Origin of the sequence: Bacillus sp. FJAT-29814 (assembly GCF_001510715.1) — a bacterium.
GTDB lineage: Bacteria > Bacillota > Bacilli > Bacillales > Cytobacillaceae > Neobacillus.
Genome location: NZ_LMTJ01000012.1, coordinates 103,891 through 118,694, shown reverse-complemented (window position 1 = coordinate 118,694; position 14,804 = coordinate 103,891). Strand labels below are relative to the sequence as shown.

General features: G+C 44.5%; 17 protein-coding genes and 1 pseudogene. All 18 read right to left on the bottom strand.

The genetic code is table 11. From position 1 onward, the window contains the following. Nucleotides 1–68: 68 nt before the first annotated feature. Nucleotides 69–446, bottom strand: a complete 378-nt coding sequence (locus tag AR334_RS25820; RefSeq protein WP_082693112.1) for a multidrug efflux SMR transporter — start codon at nucleotides 444–446, stop codon at nucleotides 69–71. Nucleotides 447–508: 62 nt separating this feature from the next. After that, complete coding sequence (eutM, locus tag AR334_RS25815) at nucleotides 509–814, bottom strand: ethanolamine utilization microcompartment protein EutM (RefSeq protein WP_216638043.1); 306 nt, start codon at nucleotides 812–814, stop codon at nucleotides 509–511. A 62-nt stretch (nucleotides 815–876) separates the two neighbouring features. Beyond that, nucleotides 877–1,164, bottom strand: a complete 288-nt coding sequence (gene eutM, locus AR334_RS25810) for an ethanolamine utilization microcompartment protein EutM (RefSeq protein WP_066320885.1) — start codon at nucleotides 1,162–1,164, stop codon at nucleotides 877–879. A gap of 21 nt (nucleotides 1,165–1,185) precedes the next feature. After that, nucleotides 1,186–1,884 carry a phosphate propanoyltransferase gene (locus tag AR334_RS25805; protein ID WP_066320883.1) on the bottom strand — a complete coding sequence of 233 codons (699 nt, stop codon included), beginning with the start codon at nucleotides 1,882–1,884 and terminating at the stop codon, nucleotides 1,186–1,188. Between the two features lie 6 nt (nucleotides 1,885–1,890). Continuing rightward, nucleotides 1,891–3,396 carry an acetaldehyde dehydrogenase (acetylating) gene (locus tag AR334_RS25800; RefSeq protein WP_066320881.1) on the bottom strand — a complete coding sequence of 502 codons (1,506 nt, stop codon included), beginning with the start codon at nucleotides 3,394–3,396 and terminating at the stop codon, nucleotides 1,891–1,893. A gap of 422 nt (nucleotides 3,397–3,818) precedes the next feature. Beyond that, a pseudogene (locus tag AR334_RS30465) lies at nucleotides 3,819–4,073 on the bottom strand (BMC domain-containing protein); the annotation flags it as partial. Between the two features lie 17 nt (nucleotides 4,074–4,090). After that, nucleotides 4,091–4,750, bottom strand: coding sequence for a cupin domain-containing protein (locus AR334_RS25790; RefSeq protein WP_066320873.1), 660 nt, complete (start codon nucleotides 4,748–4,750; stop codon nucleotides 4,091–4,093). 33 nt (nucleotides 4,751–4,783) lie between these two features. Next, entirely contained in the window at nucleotides 4,784–5,332 is a 549-nt protein-coding gene (locus tag AR334_RS25785; protein WP_066320871.1) for a BMC domain-containing protein, read from the bottom strand. 1 nt (nucleotide 5,333) lies between these two features. After that, on the bottom strand, nucleotides 5,334–6,659 hold the full coding sequence (locus tag AR334_RS25780) for a 4Fe-4S dicluster domain-containing protein (protein WP_066320870.1): 1,326 nt from the start codon (nucleotides 6,657–6,659) through the stop codon (nucleotides 5,334–5,336). A gap of 17 nt (nucleotides 6,660–6,676) precedes the next feature. Continuing rightward, the gene (locus AR334_RS25775; RefSeq protein WP_066320868.1) at nucleotides 6,677–6,940 is read right to left on the bottom strand and encodes a EutN/CcmL family microcompartment protein; all 264 of its coding nucleotides are present in this window, start codon (nucleotides 6,938–6,940) and stop codon (nucleotides 6,677–6,679) included. Nucleotides 6,941–7,023: 83 nt separating this feature from the next. Then, nucleotides 7,024–7,860, bottom strand: coding sequence for an ethanolamine utilization protein EutJ (eutJ, locus tag AR334_RS25770; protein WP_066320861.1), 837 nt, complete (start codon nucleotides 7,858–7,860; stop codon nucleotides 7,024–7,026). Continuing rightward, nucleotides 7,827–8,531: a hypothetical protein gene (locus tag AR334_RS25765; RefSeq protein WP_066320859.1), complete on the bottom strand. Its 705-nt coding sequence runs from the start codon at nucleotides 8,529–8,531 to the stop codon at nucleotides 7,827–7,829. The genes eutJ and AR334_RS25765 overlap by 34 nt, the downstream gene beginning before the upstream one ends. Further along, the gene (locus tag AR334_RS25760; protein ID WP_253701369.1) at nucleotides 8,531–8,959 is read right to left on the bottom strand and encodes a EutP/PduV family microcompartment system protein; all 429 of its coding nucleotides are present in this window, start codon (nucleotides 8,957–8,959) and stop codon (nucleotides 8,531–8,533) included. Before AR334_RS25760 ends, AR334_RS25765 begins: the two co-directional genes overlap by 1 nt. A gap of 14 nt (nucleotides 8,960–8,973) precedes the next feature. After that, a complete protein-coding gene (locus AR334_RS25755; protein ID WP_066320855.1) occupies nucleotides 8,974–9,327 on the bottom strand; it encodes a BMC domain-containing protein in 354 nt (117 codons plus the stop codon). A 26-nt stretch (nucleotides 9,328–9,353) separates the two neighbouring features. Then, nucleotides 9,354–10,289, bottom strand: coding sequence for a choline TMA-lyase-activating enzyme (gene cutD, locus AR334_RS25750; protein ID WP_066320853.1), 936 nt, complete (start codon nucleotides 10,287–10,289; stop codon nucleotides 9,354–9,356). A gap of 79 nt (nucleotides 10,290–10,368) precedes the next feature. Next, nucleotides 10,369–12,903, bottom strand: coding sequence for a choline trimethylamine-lyase (gene cutC, locus AR334_RS25745; protein ID WP_066320851.1), 2,535 nt, complete (start codon nucleotides 12,901–12,903; stop codon nucleotides 10,369–10,371). A gap of 60 nt (nucleotides 12,904–12,963) precedes the next feature. Further along, on the bottom strand, nucleotides 12,964–14,454 hold the full coding sequence (locus tag AR334_RS25740) for an aldehyde dehydrogenase family protein (protein ID WP_066320847.1): 1,491 nt from the start codon (nucleotides 14,452–14,454) through the stop codon (nucleotides 12,964–12,966). Between the two features lie 30 nt (nucleotides 14,455–14,484). Then, nucleotides 14,485–14,787, bottom strand: a complete 303-nt coding sequence (locus tag AR334_RS25735; protein WP_066320846.1) for a BMC domain-containing protein — start codon at nucleotides 14,785–14,787, stop codon at nucleotides 14,485–14,487. Between the last annotated feature and the right edge of the window lie 17 nt (nucleotides 14,788–14,804).

Here is a 14,804-nt window from a genome sequence, read left to right as displayed (position 1 = left end):
TATAACAAAAAAACATCCATTCTTGTCATTAGAATGGATGTCCTCTAAATCAATACTTGCTTTGCAGCCTACTTTAAATGTTGCACCACTGGTTCCTCATTGCTTACTTTAACTGCTCCTTCCCCGCTCGGACCAAATAGATTTAACACCACTACCCCGATGGTGATCAGTGCAATTCCAATGATACTCGCAGCATTTATTCTTTCCTTCCAAATCATAACAGAAATAACGACTGTGGCTATTGTGCCCATACCCGCCCAGATAGCGTAGGCGGCATTCAATGGGATTGTTTTCAGCGTCTGTGATAGAAAGAAGAAGGCAAAGAAATAGGATACAAAAATGCCAATGGTAGGATAAAGTTTGGTGAAGCCAGCGGATGCTTTCAGCATGGATGTGCCCACAAGTTCACTACAGATCGTAAGAAATAAATATAGATAGGCAAGCACGAATAAATCCCTCCTACTAAAAATAACAAGACGGCAGAGGTTACCCCCTGCCGCCCGAAAAATTAAACTGTTACGCCGTCTTTTTTCTTTGCAGCTGCAGGAAGGACGATTTCCACCTCTGAATGTGGGCGTGGAATCACATGAACGGAAACCAATTCGCCAACACGCTCTGCGGCTGCTGCTCCTGCATCAGTAGCGGCCTTAACAGCTCCTACGTCACCACGTACCATTACCGTTACTAAACCGCCGCCTACATGTTCTTTACCGATCAAGTATACGTTTGCTGCTTTTACCATAGCATCTGCTGCTTCAATTGCTCCTACTAAACCTTTTGTTTCGATCATACCTAGTGCATCGTATTTCATGATTTTTTCCTCCAAGTAGTATTATTTTTATAAAATTGGTTATTTAGAATCCAACAAAATATCGATTACTTTTCAATAGCTGCTGTAGGAAGAACTGTTTCTACCTCGGCATGCGGACGTGGAATCACATGAACGGAAACTAATTCGCCAACGCGCTCTGCTGCTGCTGCTCCTGCATCAGTTGCGGCTTTTACCGCACCTACGTCACCACGTACCATAACTGTCACTAATCCGCCGCCTACAAGTTCTTTTCCGATTAGGTTGACATTCGCTGCTTTCACCATCGCATCTGCTGCTTCAATTGCCCCTACTAAACCTTTTGTTTCGATCATTCCAAGTGCATCGTATCTCATTTTTTCATTCCTCCAAGAATATTATTTTATAATTCTTACTTTAGTAGCTGAATTAACGCCCATAGCATTTGCTTCTTCTGTATCAATGTGACACTCAAGAGCAGATGCCGCGTTTGCCCTGATGGCAACATTGTTGAAGATCCCCCCGCGCGGGCCAATAAACTCGATTGAAACAACCTGTCCATTTTGTACACCTAAACGCTTTGCATCGTCAGGGGTCATGTGAATATGTCTTTGCGCCACGATTAAGCCTTCCGTAACCTGTAAGGAACCGTTTGGACCGATTAACGTGATACCAGGAGTTCCTGCTAAATCGCCGGACATTCTCGGTTTAGAGCCTCTACCAAGCTTATAAGAATCTCCTTCAAGAATTTCCACCTGGGTCTTGCTGCGGCACGGGCCGAGAATTCTTACTTTTTCAATCGCACCTTTAGGTCCGCAGATGGTGAGGGTTTCCTTGCAAGCATATTGACCCGGCTGTGACAAGTCTTTCACCTTTTGAAGCTGATACCCTTCACCAAACAAAATGTATAAATCCGCTTGCGATAAATGGATGTGCCGATTAGAAACACCAACTGGAATATTATTTGAACTCTCTAATACCGGCTCCTCACTGGAATCCGCTGAAACAGCTACCAGTGCCTCTTTTACTTCTGCCGGAGAGATATTATACTTTACTGCCTCTATTAATAGCTTCAGAACATCCCCGTATTTGTCCATTTAGACTTACCCCCTTGCCATTGCTGCGACTAACTCGTTAATCAACTTGACAAGCTGTTCATTATTCGCGATATCCATATTTTCTGCCAATGATGCAGGTACTTCACTGCTATTTGAAAGCTCAGGGTAGTCAAATGTTGGATCAGCAGAAGCCAATGTACTGCAATCTTTTAATCCGTAAGCCACCCGCTTGATATTGATCAGGTGCATTGGGCTGACGTTTTCGGAAACTGAGCTGCCTCCCCAGGTGCCGCATCCAAGTGTAAATGAAGGCGTAAGACCGGTGCTGGCTCCAACACCTCCCTGGGTGCTTCCGGTATTCACTAAAATCCGGGATGCCGGTTTTTTCGCGAACTTCATCACGATATCTTTATCCTGAGTATGAAGGCTCATGCTGTGACCGATACCATTCTGTAGCAGCTGGATACTAAGGTGACAAGCTTCTTCCCAATCTAATACAGTATAAAAAGCTAGAACGGAAGTCAGTTTTTCATAGGAGAGCGGATAACTCGGGCCAACGCCATGCTGCTCACCTATGAGAACCTTAGTTCCTTCTGGAATGGTGATTCCGGCAGCATCAGCAATTACCTGAGGTGATCTGCCGACAAACTTCGCATTCATCGCATGGCCATTTTTAAATAGTAATTGGCACACTTTTGCTGTTTCTTCTGGGCTCATGAAATAGCCGCCCTGTTTTTTAAATTCTGCGATAACCTCGCCGCGGTTACATGCTTCCACAATAACCGACTGCTCTGAAGCGCAAATCGTTCCGTAGTCAAATGTTTTGCTGGCTAAGATATCCGAAACAGCCTTTTGAATATTGGCAGTTCTTTCAATATAGGCAGGACAGTTGCCAGCTCCAACGCCGAGTGCCGGCTTACCTTTACTGTAAGAGGCTTTTACAAGACCAGGACCGCCAGTGGCGATGATCATCTTCACCTCATTACATTCCATTAATTCATTGGTTGCATTCATGCTAGGAAGAGAAATACAGCCGATAATGTTAGCTGGGGCACCTGCTTCCACAGCAGCATGGTTCATAATCTCCGCAGCCTTCATAGTGCATTTAGCTGCCGATGGGTGTGGCGAGAAAACAATCGCATTTCGTGATTTAATTGCAATCATTGCTTTAAAAATCGCGGTCGATGTTGGATTTGTCGAAGGTATAATTCCCATTAACAAACCAACTGGCTCCGCAACATCCATCATTTGTTTTACTTCATCATGGGCAATCACGCCAACGGTTTTCATATCTTTAATTGATTCATATAAAATCATGGAGGCCAAATGATTTTTATAGGTTTTGTCGGCCACCTTACCAAATCCGGTTTCTTCAACTGCCATTTTAGCCAGCATGACAGCATTTTCTTTCGCTGCTTTCACCATGTTGCGTAAAATTTTATCAATTTGCTCTTCTGTATATTCGGCAATTTGCTGTGATGCAGTTTTTCCTAACCGGGCAAGATCTCTAACTGCTTGGATCGACCTTAAATCATAGTCGAAATTTTCCATTAGAGGTTTCCCCCTTTCACAAATCTAGTAGTCTATTTTTTTATGTCTTTTTCGTAATAATTTTTGAGTTCAGCTAACAGCGTTTTCTTATCTGCCTTTGAAATCTCTCTTCCTGCAATACGTAATGTCCTATATTCACGAGCAAGAGTTCGAAGTTTTGTCACTTTGAAACTTGTAATCATCTCAAAGGCCATGTTTAATCCGTACTCTAGAACGATATAATCCAACCGTTCTTTATTGATATCCCCAAGGTCCACGAGCGGGAGAATCGGTCTGTTTTCTTCTACCAAAGTAATCTCAGCTGCTAATTCCACTTCTACCACAGTTTCCGGCTCCGAAGGTTGATCATCTTCTACCACTTTTGGTTCATTAGGTCCCACCGAGTGAATTTCCTCGTTCTTTACAGGTCCGATGATTGTGCCCTTCAAATCCCCATGTGGCCTTGGTATGACATGCTTCGAAACCAGCAATTCTTTTTTAAGCTGTTCCACTGCCGCTGTACCGGCTTCCACCGCTGCTTGTACCGCACCGACATCACCGGTGACAACCATGGTTACAAGGCCGCCGCCTATGAGAGTTTTTTCAATCAGGTTTACATTTGCGGCCTTCAGCATCGCATCTGCACACTCTACCGCTGCTAGGAGGCCTTTTGTTTCAATTAACCCAAGTGCCTGCATGTTCGAACCTCCTTACCTTATACAAGGTCAGCCCAGTTTGCCGGATATGTAGTGTAGAATATTTTTGCCTTGTCAGGGGAGCCCCAAACGACCTTCGATCCCTTTGGCACATAAAGTACATCTCCCGGAAGTGCCGTATAGGTCTTTCCGTTAATAGTGACCGTTAACGTACCTTCAATGACATAATCAATTTCCTCGTAGGTTAATTCCCATTCAAATTTTGATTGTTCAATCGTTAAAAAACCGGCACTCATTTGAGATTCATCTTTGCTGACCAATTCCTGGTAAAACACTTTATCGTTTGAATTGCCTGTATCAAAGACGTCATATTTTACGGTTTTACCCCTAACAATCTTTAAGCCGCTGTCATCGCGATCAGTTTGATAAGGCGCAGCTTGTAGGTTAAGAGCGTCCATCAGACCTTTAAGGAGTCCTTTATCTGCCAGAGCCTTCAGCGCCGTATATATCATGTCACTGTTTATTTCATCGCCATAGGGATTTGCAGGTACGGAAGGTGCTACATCACAAGCTATTTTTTCAAAAGAAAACTCTATCCCGTAAACTTTTGCTGCATCCTTTGCTGCTGGAGTAATAATGGTGTTTTTATCAATACAAACTACTTTCTGCCCTTGCTTTTCAAAAGCTTCCACATCTTTCATGGATATCAATTTCTTCATCCCCTTCACCTCCTCTCAACGGATGGGGAAAAGTTAAAATAAACTAGGAATCAATCTATCGGATACTGCCGCGATGATCTCGCAATTGACGAGCAGGCCCTTTTCTGCTGCAATGGCCTTTCCTGCTTCCATGCTCTCTTTCACTGCAGCTACATCACCGGTAAACGTGAAGAATGCCTTCCCACCAAGTCCGTTACCCAATCGAAGCTCCAGTGCTTCCACATCAGCCGTTTTTAGAATCGCATCTGCTGCAAGGATCATGGAGGCAAGCGAGAAAGACTCGATAATGCCGAGAGCATTGATGCGCTCCGGCATGGTTGTCCCAGCAATCGCTGGAAAAACAGCCTGGCTGACATTTGGGATAATCAATGAATCAACGAAACATTCTTCTGCCAAACGCTCACCTACTGCGACGGAATCCTGAACCGCGGCAACATCGCCGTGAACAATGGCTATATATTTACCCGGGCAAGTGGATGAAGCCGTGACGATTTCAACATCAGCAGTCTTCACCATCTGGTCGGCCGCATAGATTCCGCGGGCAATACTTGTAAATTCTACAACTCCAATTGCATTCGCCATTTTAGGCCCTCCTTATTGCAATATACGCATTTTCAATCTCGACAACTGTTCCGGATATACTGGCATGAATCGCTGCCCCTAGGCTGTTGTCAGGAATTTTCCCAATCAACTGTCCCGTGCTCACATGGTCACCAATAGCGACAATCGGAATCGCAGGTGCCCCGACATGCTGGCTTTTAGCAATCCTTACAACCTCCGGATTTACAGTTACGTCAGTCATGGGTGCTGGTTTATCCAAATGATACAAACCCAGCCTTGCAACGAGGCGCTTGCTTGGAACCAAACGAAACTCGCGATTTTTGCGTACTGAAAAGGACGTAGGAACCTTCGTAAAGCGAATATTGTTTTCCATTAATTGCTGCTTCAAATACTGGTTGTTAGACTTTGGAAATAGGCCGATTGGACATGAGAATAATTCGCACAAATTGCACTGGGAGCAGAGATAAACCATTTTTTGATCCTCTTGATCCTGCAAGCCATAGTTGGCGACTCTCATCATCTTATGCGGCTGAAGATCATGTCCAAGCAAGTAGCGTGGGCACATTTCAGTGCACATCCGGCATTGCTCGCAGGACTTATTGACTCTCTTCGCTGCTTCCATTGTCGTTGTTTTTCGTTTAATCAGGTTATGTTGTTTTTTTAATATGACCAAGCCCTTGGTTTTCTTTGTTACGTAACCGTCCAAACTGGTCATGACCGGCCCCATCATGGGACCGCCATCTATGACGCTGTAATCAGCAAAGTTTTCAATGCCGCTCAAGCGCAGAACATCGATGATTGGTGTGCCTACCGGAACCTTTACGGTCATACGCTGCGGGATATCACCGGCAACCGTTATATATTTTTCCGTCACAGGCTTATTCCTCAAGGCATGAAAAATATTTAATGCCGTTTCGGAATTGATAACAACACAACCAACCTCAATCGGGATGCCTGCCTCCGGAACGACCCTTCCTGTCAGTTCGTAAACCAAAACCTGTTCATCACCTGCAGGATAGGCATCCTTCAGGCCTCTAACCTCTACGTAGCTGTCCAGACCGAGTGCTTTGATTCGCTGGTTTAAAATTTCCACAACTTCTTTATGCTTCTCTTTTATTCCAATCAAGGCTTTCTCCGCGCCAACCAATCTTCCTGCAGCCTCAAACCCTTTAATGATTTCATCTGGGTATACTGCCATTAATTGCTGATCGACCCGCAGCAGCGGTTCGCACTCCGCTCCGTTCAAAAGGATATATTCTGCCTTTGCGGCTAACTTCACATGAGTCGGGAATCCCGCTCCTCCCGCTCCGACGATGCCTGCTTCTTTTACTAAATCTAGAAGACTCAATTTTCCAGCCCCCCTTATCACTTAAACTGACAATCTTCATCTATGATTCCGACAACACAAGCATCAACCGGAACGGTGTCATCACCGAGCATTTTCCTGGCTGATGAACCAGTCGTAACAATCACCCTGTCGCCAATCCCGGCACCTATGATATCGACAACGACTAAGCGTTGCCCTTCATTGCTGCCGCCAATCACTTCAGCAAGCATAAACTTTAACCCGTTCAGTGATTCTGCTTTTCTAGTTGCCCAGACATTATCAATAAGTTTTGCCGTTATCATATTGACACCTTCTTCCACCTATGTTGAAGTCTTTCACAGATATATTTTCTTCAAAAAAATCCAAGGCTAAGTCCTGCGAGCACCTAGTCCATGATTTCCTGTGTGCAGCTTAGTGCAATTCCCAATGGAGTCACGAACATTGGATTCCTTGGCTTATGCGTGTAAATTCCTGTTTTTTTCTCAATGATCTCCTCAATTCCTGCCAAGCAGGCGGTACCCCCAACCAAGGCTATTTCCTTTACGTCATAACCTTTGATATGACGGGTGATGATAGAAGAAATTTTTTCAATAACCGGCTTTAATACCGGCAGTAATTCCTTGTGATTCTTGGGATCACGTTTGTATTGGTCTGCATTGGCAAATGGAAGTTTGTAGGCTCCGGAAATCACCAGCGAAAAATGGGTTCCACCTGTCGGCTCATCCTCGACATAAACGACCTTGCCATCCTTTAGAATTGAAATTCCTGTTGTGCCGCCGCCAATATCAACAACCACACCGTTTTGCATTTTGAGTACTTCATTCGCAGCGGTCGGTTCATCGAGAAGGTTGGTCAGTTCAAATCCAGCCGCCTGAACGACATTCTTAACGGCTCCACCGTCTAATTCATCTGTACCCGGAGGAATCGCCGCAGCGGCATACACCAATTGTGTTCCTACTTTTTCTTCAAGCTCTCGTTTCATTTCACGTACGAGATTCACGGCCCCAATATAATCGACAACCATCCCGTCTCGAACGACATCAGCGTAACGGTAGGCACCTGCTGCAGGCCGGTAATTTTCATCCAATACAGCTAACACGACACAAGCTGTTCCTAAATCCACTCCGGTATAGTAAACAGATGACTTACTGACTCTAGGGTTTTCAATGACTTTTTCAAAATCCTGTACTAACTTGTCGCAGTATTCAAACGTCTCAGACATTCGTTCCCTCCTACCGTCATATGGATGTATTGCGAGAGCGTGTTAATAACCTGGTTCACCTTGCCAATCATATCTTCGTACCATGCCTTTTCCTCGTTATTGCTGTCACTGAGTTCCAGCATCACAGGCTCTAGCTCCTGAAGCGCACAACGAAGTCGATGCAACAGTAACAGTTCCCTGCCTTTTTCAAGCTGCATGTGAAAATCCGTCATTTCAAAACAGTCACCCAGATTGCTTGAAAAATTGCATTTCTTAATGCCAGTGCACTCATTGCAAGGAAGATTTTCAACAGTACCATGCGAATTCACGGCATTTTTTATCGAAGTAAATTGCTTGTAAAGCTTCACGACATGATGAGCGAGAATAACATCATTACCAAGAAGCTCTTCACAGGTTAACAGAAACAAGGCTTCTGTGGATTTCATCTGGCTTTGAAACTGAAGCTTCTTCCAATTCACCTTGTTTTCCACCGGTGACAGTTCCTCAGATAGCCGGTTTGCCCTGTCAGTTTTTTTCTTGGTACTGGCATCGGTCAGCTTAATCCCCTTATCTGTGAGATACTGCCTGCCACCAGGAGTCAGTCTTGTTCCCGTTCCTACCATATATGCTGTAAACGGTTCTTTTTTATATAAATCCCTTAAATAACTTTCGGTAATAAATTTCATTTTCATTACCTAGCTTTCTGGTTAAATAAATATTCTTTTAAAGCACTTATTCCAACGCCTTGCTTCACACTTATTTTAAAATAAGGGTCTGCTGCGCCAATTTCCTTAAGCTGCTGTATACATTTAGCCTCATTTCCCGGCATGACATCCGCTTTCGTAATGACACCAATAACAGGACATCGAAACACTTTGGCAAATCCGGGCGAATAAACCTCCGCCGGCTTAGATTGGTCAACTAAGATTAAGACATGGGATGCGTCCTGCATGGCAGATATTAAATATTTGTACATCCATGTATTCTCAATGTAAGCCCCTGGAACATCGATGGTATTCTTGCCATAGATCAGGTTCTGCGTTTTGCGAATCGGCTTGTCCTCCTCATTAAGGGCATTGACCAATGTGGTCTTACCGCTGGCGGTTGGTCCGATTACCATGATTCGCTTCTTTCTCATGTCCGTGTTATAGGGGCTGTCATAAAACCCAGCATTGTTTTCAATGTTTCATTGACCGCTTCAAGTGCTGTTAATACACTTTGGACATCACCACTAATGACGACTGAGCCGGTAAAGCGGTCAAGAAAGCCAATTTCCACATCAGCAGTCTTTGTGGCGATATCTGCTGCGATAATGGCCGTTTCATAGGGTGTCAGCGTCAGAATGCCGATTGCCCCTTTTTCGTCAATCCCCAACCGTTCATAGATATCCGGCATAGGGGAAGCAATCACATGAGCAATCGTCACTTGTTTTCCTGGTACCGATTCCTGGATGATGCGCTCTATCGCCTTTTCACCAAATGCTCTCATGGGCACCACCTCAATCTATTTATCTATTAGTGATTGACTATCTTAACCGGAAAGTCATATTGTTTGAACCAGCTCTCAATCCGATTCATGTCTGTCTCGGTCATAATTGGATTTCCGGCAGTCTGGTATTCCTTGCCGAGCTGAGCGTACTTATTTACCCCGAACTTGTGGTAGGGTAAAAGATCAATGCCTTTAAAGTTTTTATAATCCTTATAAGGCAGTAAAAATTGAATGACCTGATCGATTTCTTCTTTTCCGTCGTTGTAGCCTTTTAGCAAGGGCATTCGGATTTGTACATTATACCTGCGCTTCAGCAGTTCACTTAAGTTGTTTAAGATCCGCTCGTTGCGCACGCCAGTTAATTCGAAATGCCGCTCAGAATCCATGTGCTTGATATCATAAAGGAATAAGTCGGTAAACTCCGCCACTTGAAGGACCGAATCCAGCTTTGCATAACCGCTTGTTTCAATTGCGGTATTTATTCCTTCTTTCTTGCAAGCCATCAGAAGATTTACGGCAGCCTCAGGTTGCATCAACACTTCACCGCCGCCGAGGGTAATTCCGCCGCCGGACATTTCGTAAAACATTCTGTCCTCTTCAACGATTTCCAGCAGCTCGGAGATCGTCTTTGCCTCTCCGGCTATCGAAAGTGCTGATTCCGGACAAACATCGATACACTTGCGACAGCCAGTACAATCTATATCGCGGGATACCTCCAGCTTTCCTTTTGAAAGATCGAGCATTCCAACCGGGCAGACGGGAACACAGGCGCCGCAATCTGTACATACGCTTTGTTTTAGCATCACTTGATATTTCCGATCTAAACCTTCAGGATTAGCACACCACTTACAGCGCAATGGACAGCCTTTAAAAAACACAATGGTTCTTACTCCAGGTCCATCGAACATGTTATATTTCTGCACGTTGAAAATGAATGCTTTTCTTTCAATCAAACCTGTCATATCCCCTTATTCTCCTTAAGTGATTTTTCTGTTACCGGACCATGGCTATGGAAGGCAACAGAAAAATCTTTATTAAAAATTACAAATGATTCAGCATGGTTCTACTGATGATTTCATCCTGTACATCCTTGCAAAGTTCAACGAAGAAGGCACTGTAACCTGCTACGCGTACAATGAGGTCGCGGTAGCGTTCCGGATGTTTCTGTGCATCGATTAAGGTCTTGTTATCGAGGTAGTTGAACTGCATCTCGCCATTGCCAAGTACCGATGCTGTACGCAACAGGGTAATAATTCCTTCTTCACCTTCAGGCGTATCGAGCAATCCGGACATTAGCTTGAAGTTATGAACCATACCGATGTTCATGTTGTCATTAGCCATTTTGGAAATAGACTTGATAATCGCCGTCGGTCCCTTGACATCAGATCCCTGCGACGGGCTGATACCATCGGATAACGGCAGCCAAGCATGACGTCCGTTGGCCGATGCACCTGTCATTTGTCCAAATGGCGTGTTGTTGGAAATAGATAATGTACCATGGCTCAAAACTGAATATAGAGTTTTGTATTTCCGGTGTTCAATTTCCGTAAAGTTGACTAAATCGGAAGCGATTAAATCGGCATAGTCATCGTCATTACCATACTTCGGAGCGTTTAAGCAGTCTGTACGAATCTGTTCGTAGCCGACAAAGTCTGCTTTTAATGCTTCATTTAACTGCTCAAGCGTGTATTTCTTCTCATCAAACACCAATTTTTTTATTGCAGCCATGGAGTCTGTGTAAGTAGCCAAACCTGACCAGACAACGCCTGGACCGAAGTTGTACATCGCACCGCCAGCAGAAACATCGCGGCCAGTTTCCATACAGCCTTCATACATGATTGACATAAGTGGTTTAGGTGCCAGTTCTTTGTGAATGCGTTGGGAAATGACGGTAGCGACGGCAGACCATTTCGTAATGTACTTGATTTGCTCTTTCACCGCATTTTCAAAGTCCTCGTATGTTTTAAATTGGCTTAAATTCCCTAAGTCAGGAGTCACCTGCTTGTCATACCAAAGCGGAACACCATGGTTCAGAACCAATTCAATACAGATTGGCCATTGTGTATAAGCAGTGGAAGTCCACTGATACAGGCGGCCTGACTTCTGTGGTTCCACGCAACCCATCAAGCAGTAGTCCCTTGCATCTTCTATGGATACTCCTTTGGCCAGCATCATCTTGATATGGGCATCATCGAAATGGCAGGCAGGAAATCCCATACCAGAACGAATCACTTCAACAATTTTCTTCAGATACTTCTGTGGTGATTTGTTATGAATCCGTGCCGCCAATGATGGCTGATAAATCTTCACGTGACGAACGGCATCCATCAACAGGTAGGTCAGGTCATTAGTTGCATCACGGCCATCACGGGTTACACCGCCAACACACATATTGACAAACGGCTGGTATCCCGCAAAGAACTTAGAACCGCCTTCACTTGTTACCCACATCATTTCTGACATTTTAATTAACATACAGCCTGCTAGTTCGAAAGCTTCATAATCGGTCATGCGACCAGATTCTTTGTCTGCTTTATAGAATGGGTACATGTACTGATCCACGCGGCCAATTGACATTCCTGTCTGGTTCTCTTCGACAACAAGTAAGGATTCAACCGTCCACACTGCCTGAATGGCTTCCCAGAAGGTTTGCGGCTTATGTGCAGGTACTCTAGCATTCACTTCGGAAATCTTCAGTAATTCCGCCTTGCGCTTCGGGTTTGTTTCCTTAGCGGCAAGTTCTGCAGCGTACTGAGATAATCGTTTGGCATAAATCATTACGCCTTCTGTCGTATCAATGACAGATTTATAGAAATAGATTTTTTCAATATCCTCCGGATTTTGATAATCTAGTTTTGCCAGGTGATCCTTTGCCTCCTGCTGGATATCGAGCATTCCCTTCTTCATCAGGATGACATCGTATCCTGGGTTGGAGTCACCGCCTCCATTTAGCGCATGGTAGGAACAATCGGAAACGAAGGATTCGCCTGAAAGCTCCCAAAGGCCAGCTTCACGGTATTGATCTTCACAATACTCATCAACGGATTTCCCTTTCCAGAATGGGAACAGTTCTTCGCGCATAATCCGTTTATCTTCATCAGATATATAAAATGGATCCTGCGGCCGAGTCCCGATTGTGTCGATTTCCTGCTCCATCCATCTCCAGGCGATATCTGGAGAAAACGCACCTGCACGTGGTGCCCCGTTCGGTGCTCCAACAATTAACTCGTGATCCTGAATGACGAGTGGTGCTGTTTCACAGCAATAACGGAAACATTTAGCACGCAGCATAATCTTTGGCATGCCTGGGTTTTCCCCTGCAATTTTCGTAATGGCTCTGGCACGATGTGTAGTAATGGAAGGAACATGCGTCAAGTATTTTTCTTTCAGCCTTGTTAATCGTTCAGTCATCCCACTTGGAATCCCGCCGTCTTGGCTGCTGTTGCCAGAAGATTCTTCCTGGCCCATATTCTTTGAAACACCTTCAAATAATTTAATGAGTGATGCCCGCTCTGCTTCAGACATGTTTTTAGTCGCTTGGGCTAATTTAACTGAAAAGTCACGTATATCTAACATTCCTACCTCTCCTTCTTTGAAACATATCCATCCATATGATGCTTAGGGCAATCGATTTTCCTATCCATTTCCTTGAAGCACATTTTTTAAAATTTGCTGGAGCATCTGAAGATCTTCTAGCTTATAGCCAAGAGCCTGTGCCGCATTTCCCGATAAAGGTTTTTCCGCCACCATAGTACCAAATCTCATCTCTTCCGGCTTTCTCACTCCATAACCAACCTTCCGGATATAAATCAGGTTCATTGGCGAGACATTATCGGTCGTAATCCCAACACCCGCCGATCCACTGCCAAGGGTCATGGCCGGGAACAAATTCGTTGTGACCCCCATGCTCCCAAAGGATGCCGCGGTATTTACAAGCACCCTGCCTACTGGCTTTTTCAATGCAAACTGGCGAATGACTTCCTCATCTGATGAATGGATGACAAGGGTGTGCCCATCCTTTTCGCTGATTAACAATTCAATACACTTTTCACAAGCGTTCATCCAGTCATCTTCGATGTAATAGGCGAATACCGGACAAAGCATTTCTTTCGTATATGGATTTTCATCCGAAACATATTTTTGCTCTGAAACAAGTACCTTCACATGATCTGGTACAGAAAGCCCGGCGCGCTTTGCTAATTGCGATGCGGTTTTTCCCACCATTTCAGAGTCAACACAGCCATTTGCTTGAAAAAGATGGGTGCTAAGCATTTCCGATTCTTCTGGTGTCATAAAATAGGCACCTTGCGCCTGAAACTCACGTTTTACTTCGGCTGCTATACAGCTGTCGACCACAACAGAATGCTCCGCTGCAGATACAACACCATTATCAAAGGTTTTGCTGGCAATGATGTCCCTAACTGCCTGCTTGACGTTAGCCGTACGCTCAATAAATGCTGGTCCATTGCCATTTCCGCCGTATATTATGGGCTTCCCGGAATTATTGGCTGCTTTAAGCAGACCTGGTACACCAGTATTGATAATCAAGGAAGCGTCCGGATGATTCATCAACTCCAATGTGCCGCTTGGCGTTACCGTATGTAGATAGGAAAGTGCCCCGTCTGGCAAACCAGCTGCCTCAGCAGTGCGAATCAGAATATCCAACGCTTTTCCAACCGTTTTCCTTGCTCTTGGGTGCGGCGAAAAGATGATAGCATTACCGGATTTTATAGCAATTAATGTCTTATATATAGTAGTAGAAACCGGACTCGTTGCAGGACTAAGAGCAATGACAACACCGATTGGAACCCCGATATCCATTGTCATATTGTGCGGATCCTGACTAATGATACCTACGCAGGTCATTCCTTTAAGTTTTTTTGGCAAATATTCGCAAACGAATAAATTTTTCAAGTACTTATCCTGCCAAATCCCGTAATCCGTTTCGTCACTGGACATGATTGCGAGTTCTTTTGCATGTTGCTGAATTTCTTCTGCCATTACTTCCACAATCTCGTCCAATTTCTTCTGCGGAAAAGCAGCGAGTTTTTTTTGTGCTTCGCGCGCATTTTCCACGAGGATTCGCGCTTCTTGGATGGAGAGCAAATCGTTATCAATAATATTCATTTCTGACTCTCCTTATCATTTCATCCACTTCTATCCAAGCAAGTTATCGATGGAATAACGTGCAATGATTTTTTCTAAATCCTGATGCGGCCTTGCTATTACGACAGAGCTGTATACCTGGGTGCCCAACTTTTTGACTGCTTGGACACCGGTTTCTACCGCCGTTTTACATGCTCCTACATCGCCGCTGACAAGAACAGAGATGTAACCGGATGCCACGTTTTCGAAGCCAATCAATTCCACATCTGCTGCTTTACACATCGCATCTGCAGCCTCTAATACATAGACAATCCCAAATGTTTCAATTAACCCTAATGCTTCGTATCTATTCATTTAGGTAGTCCCCTTAC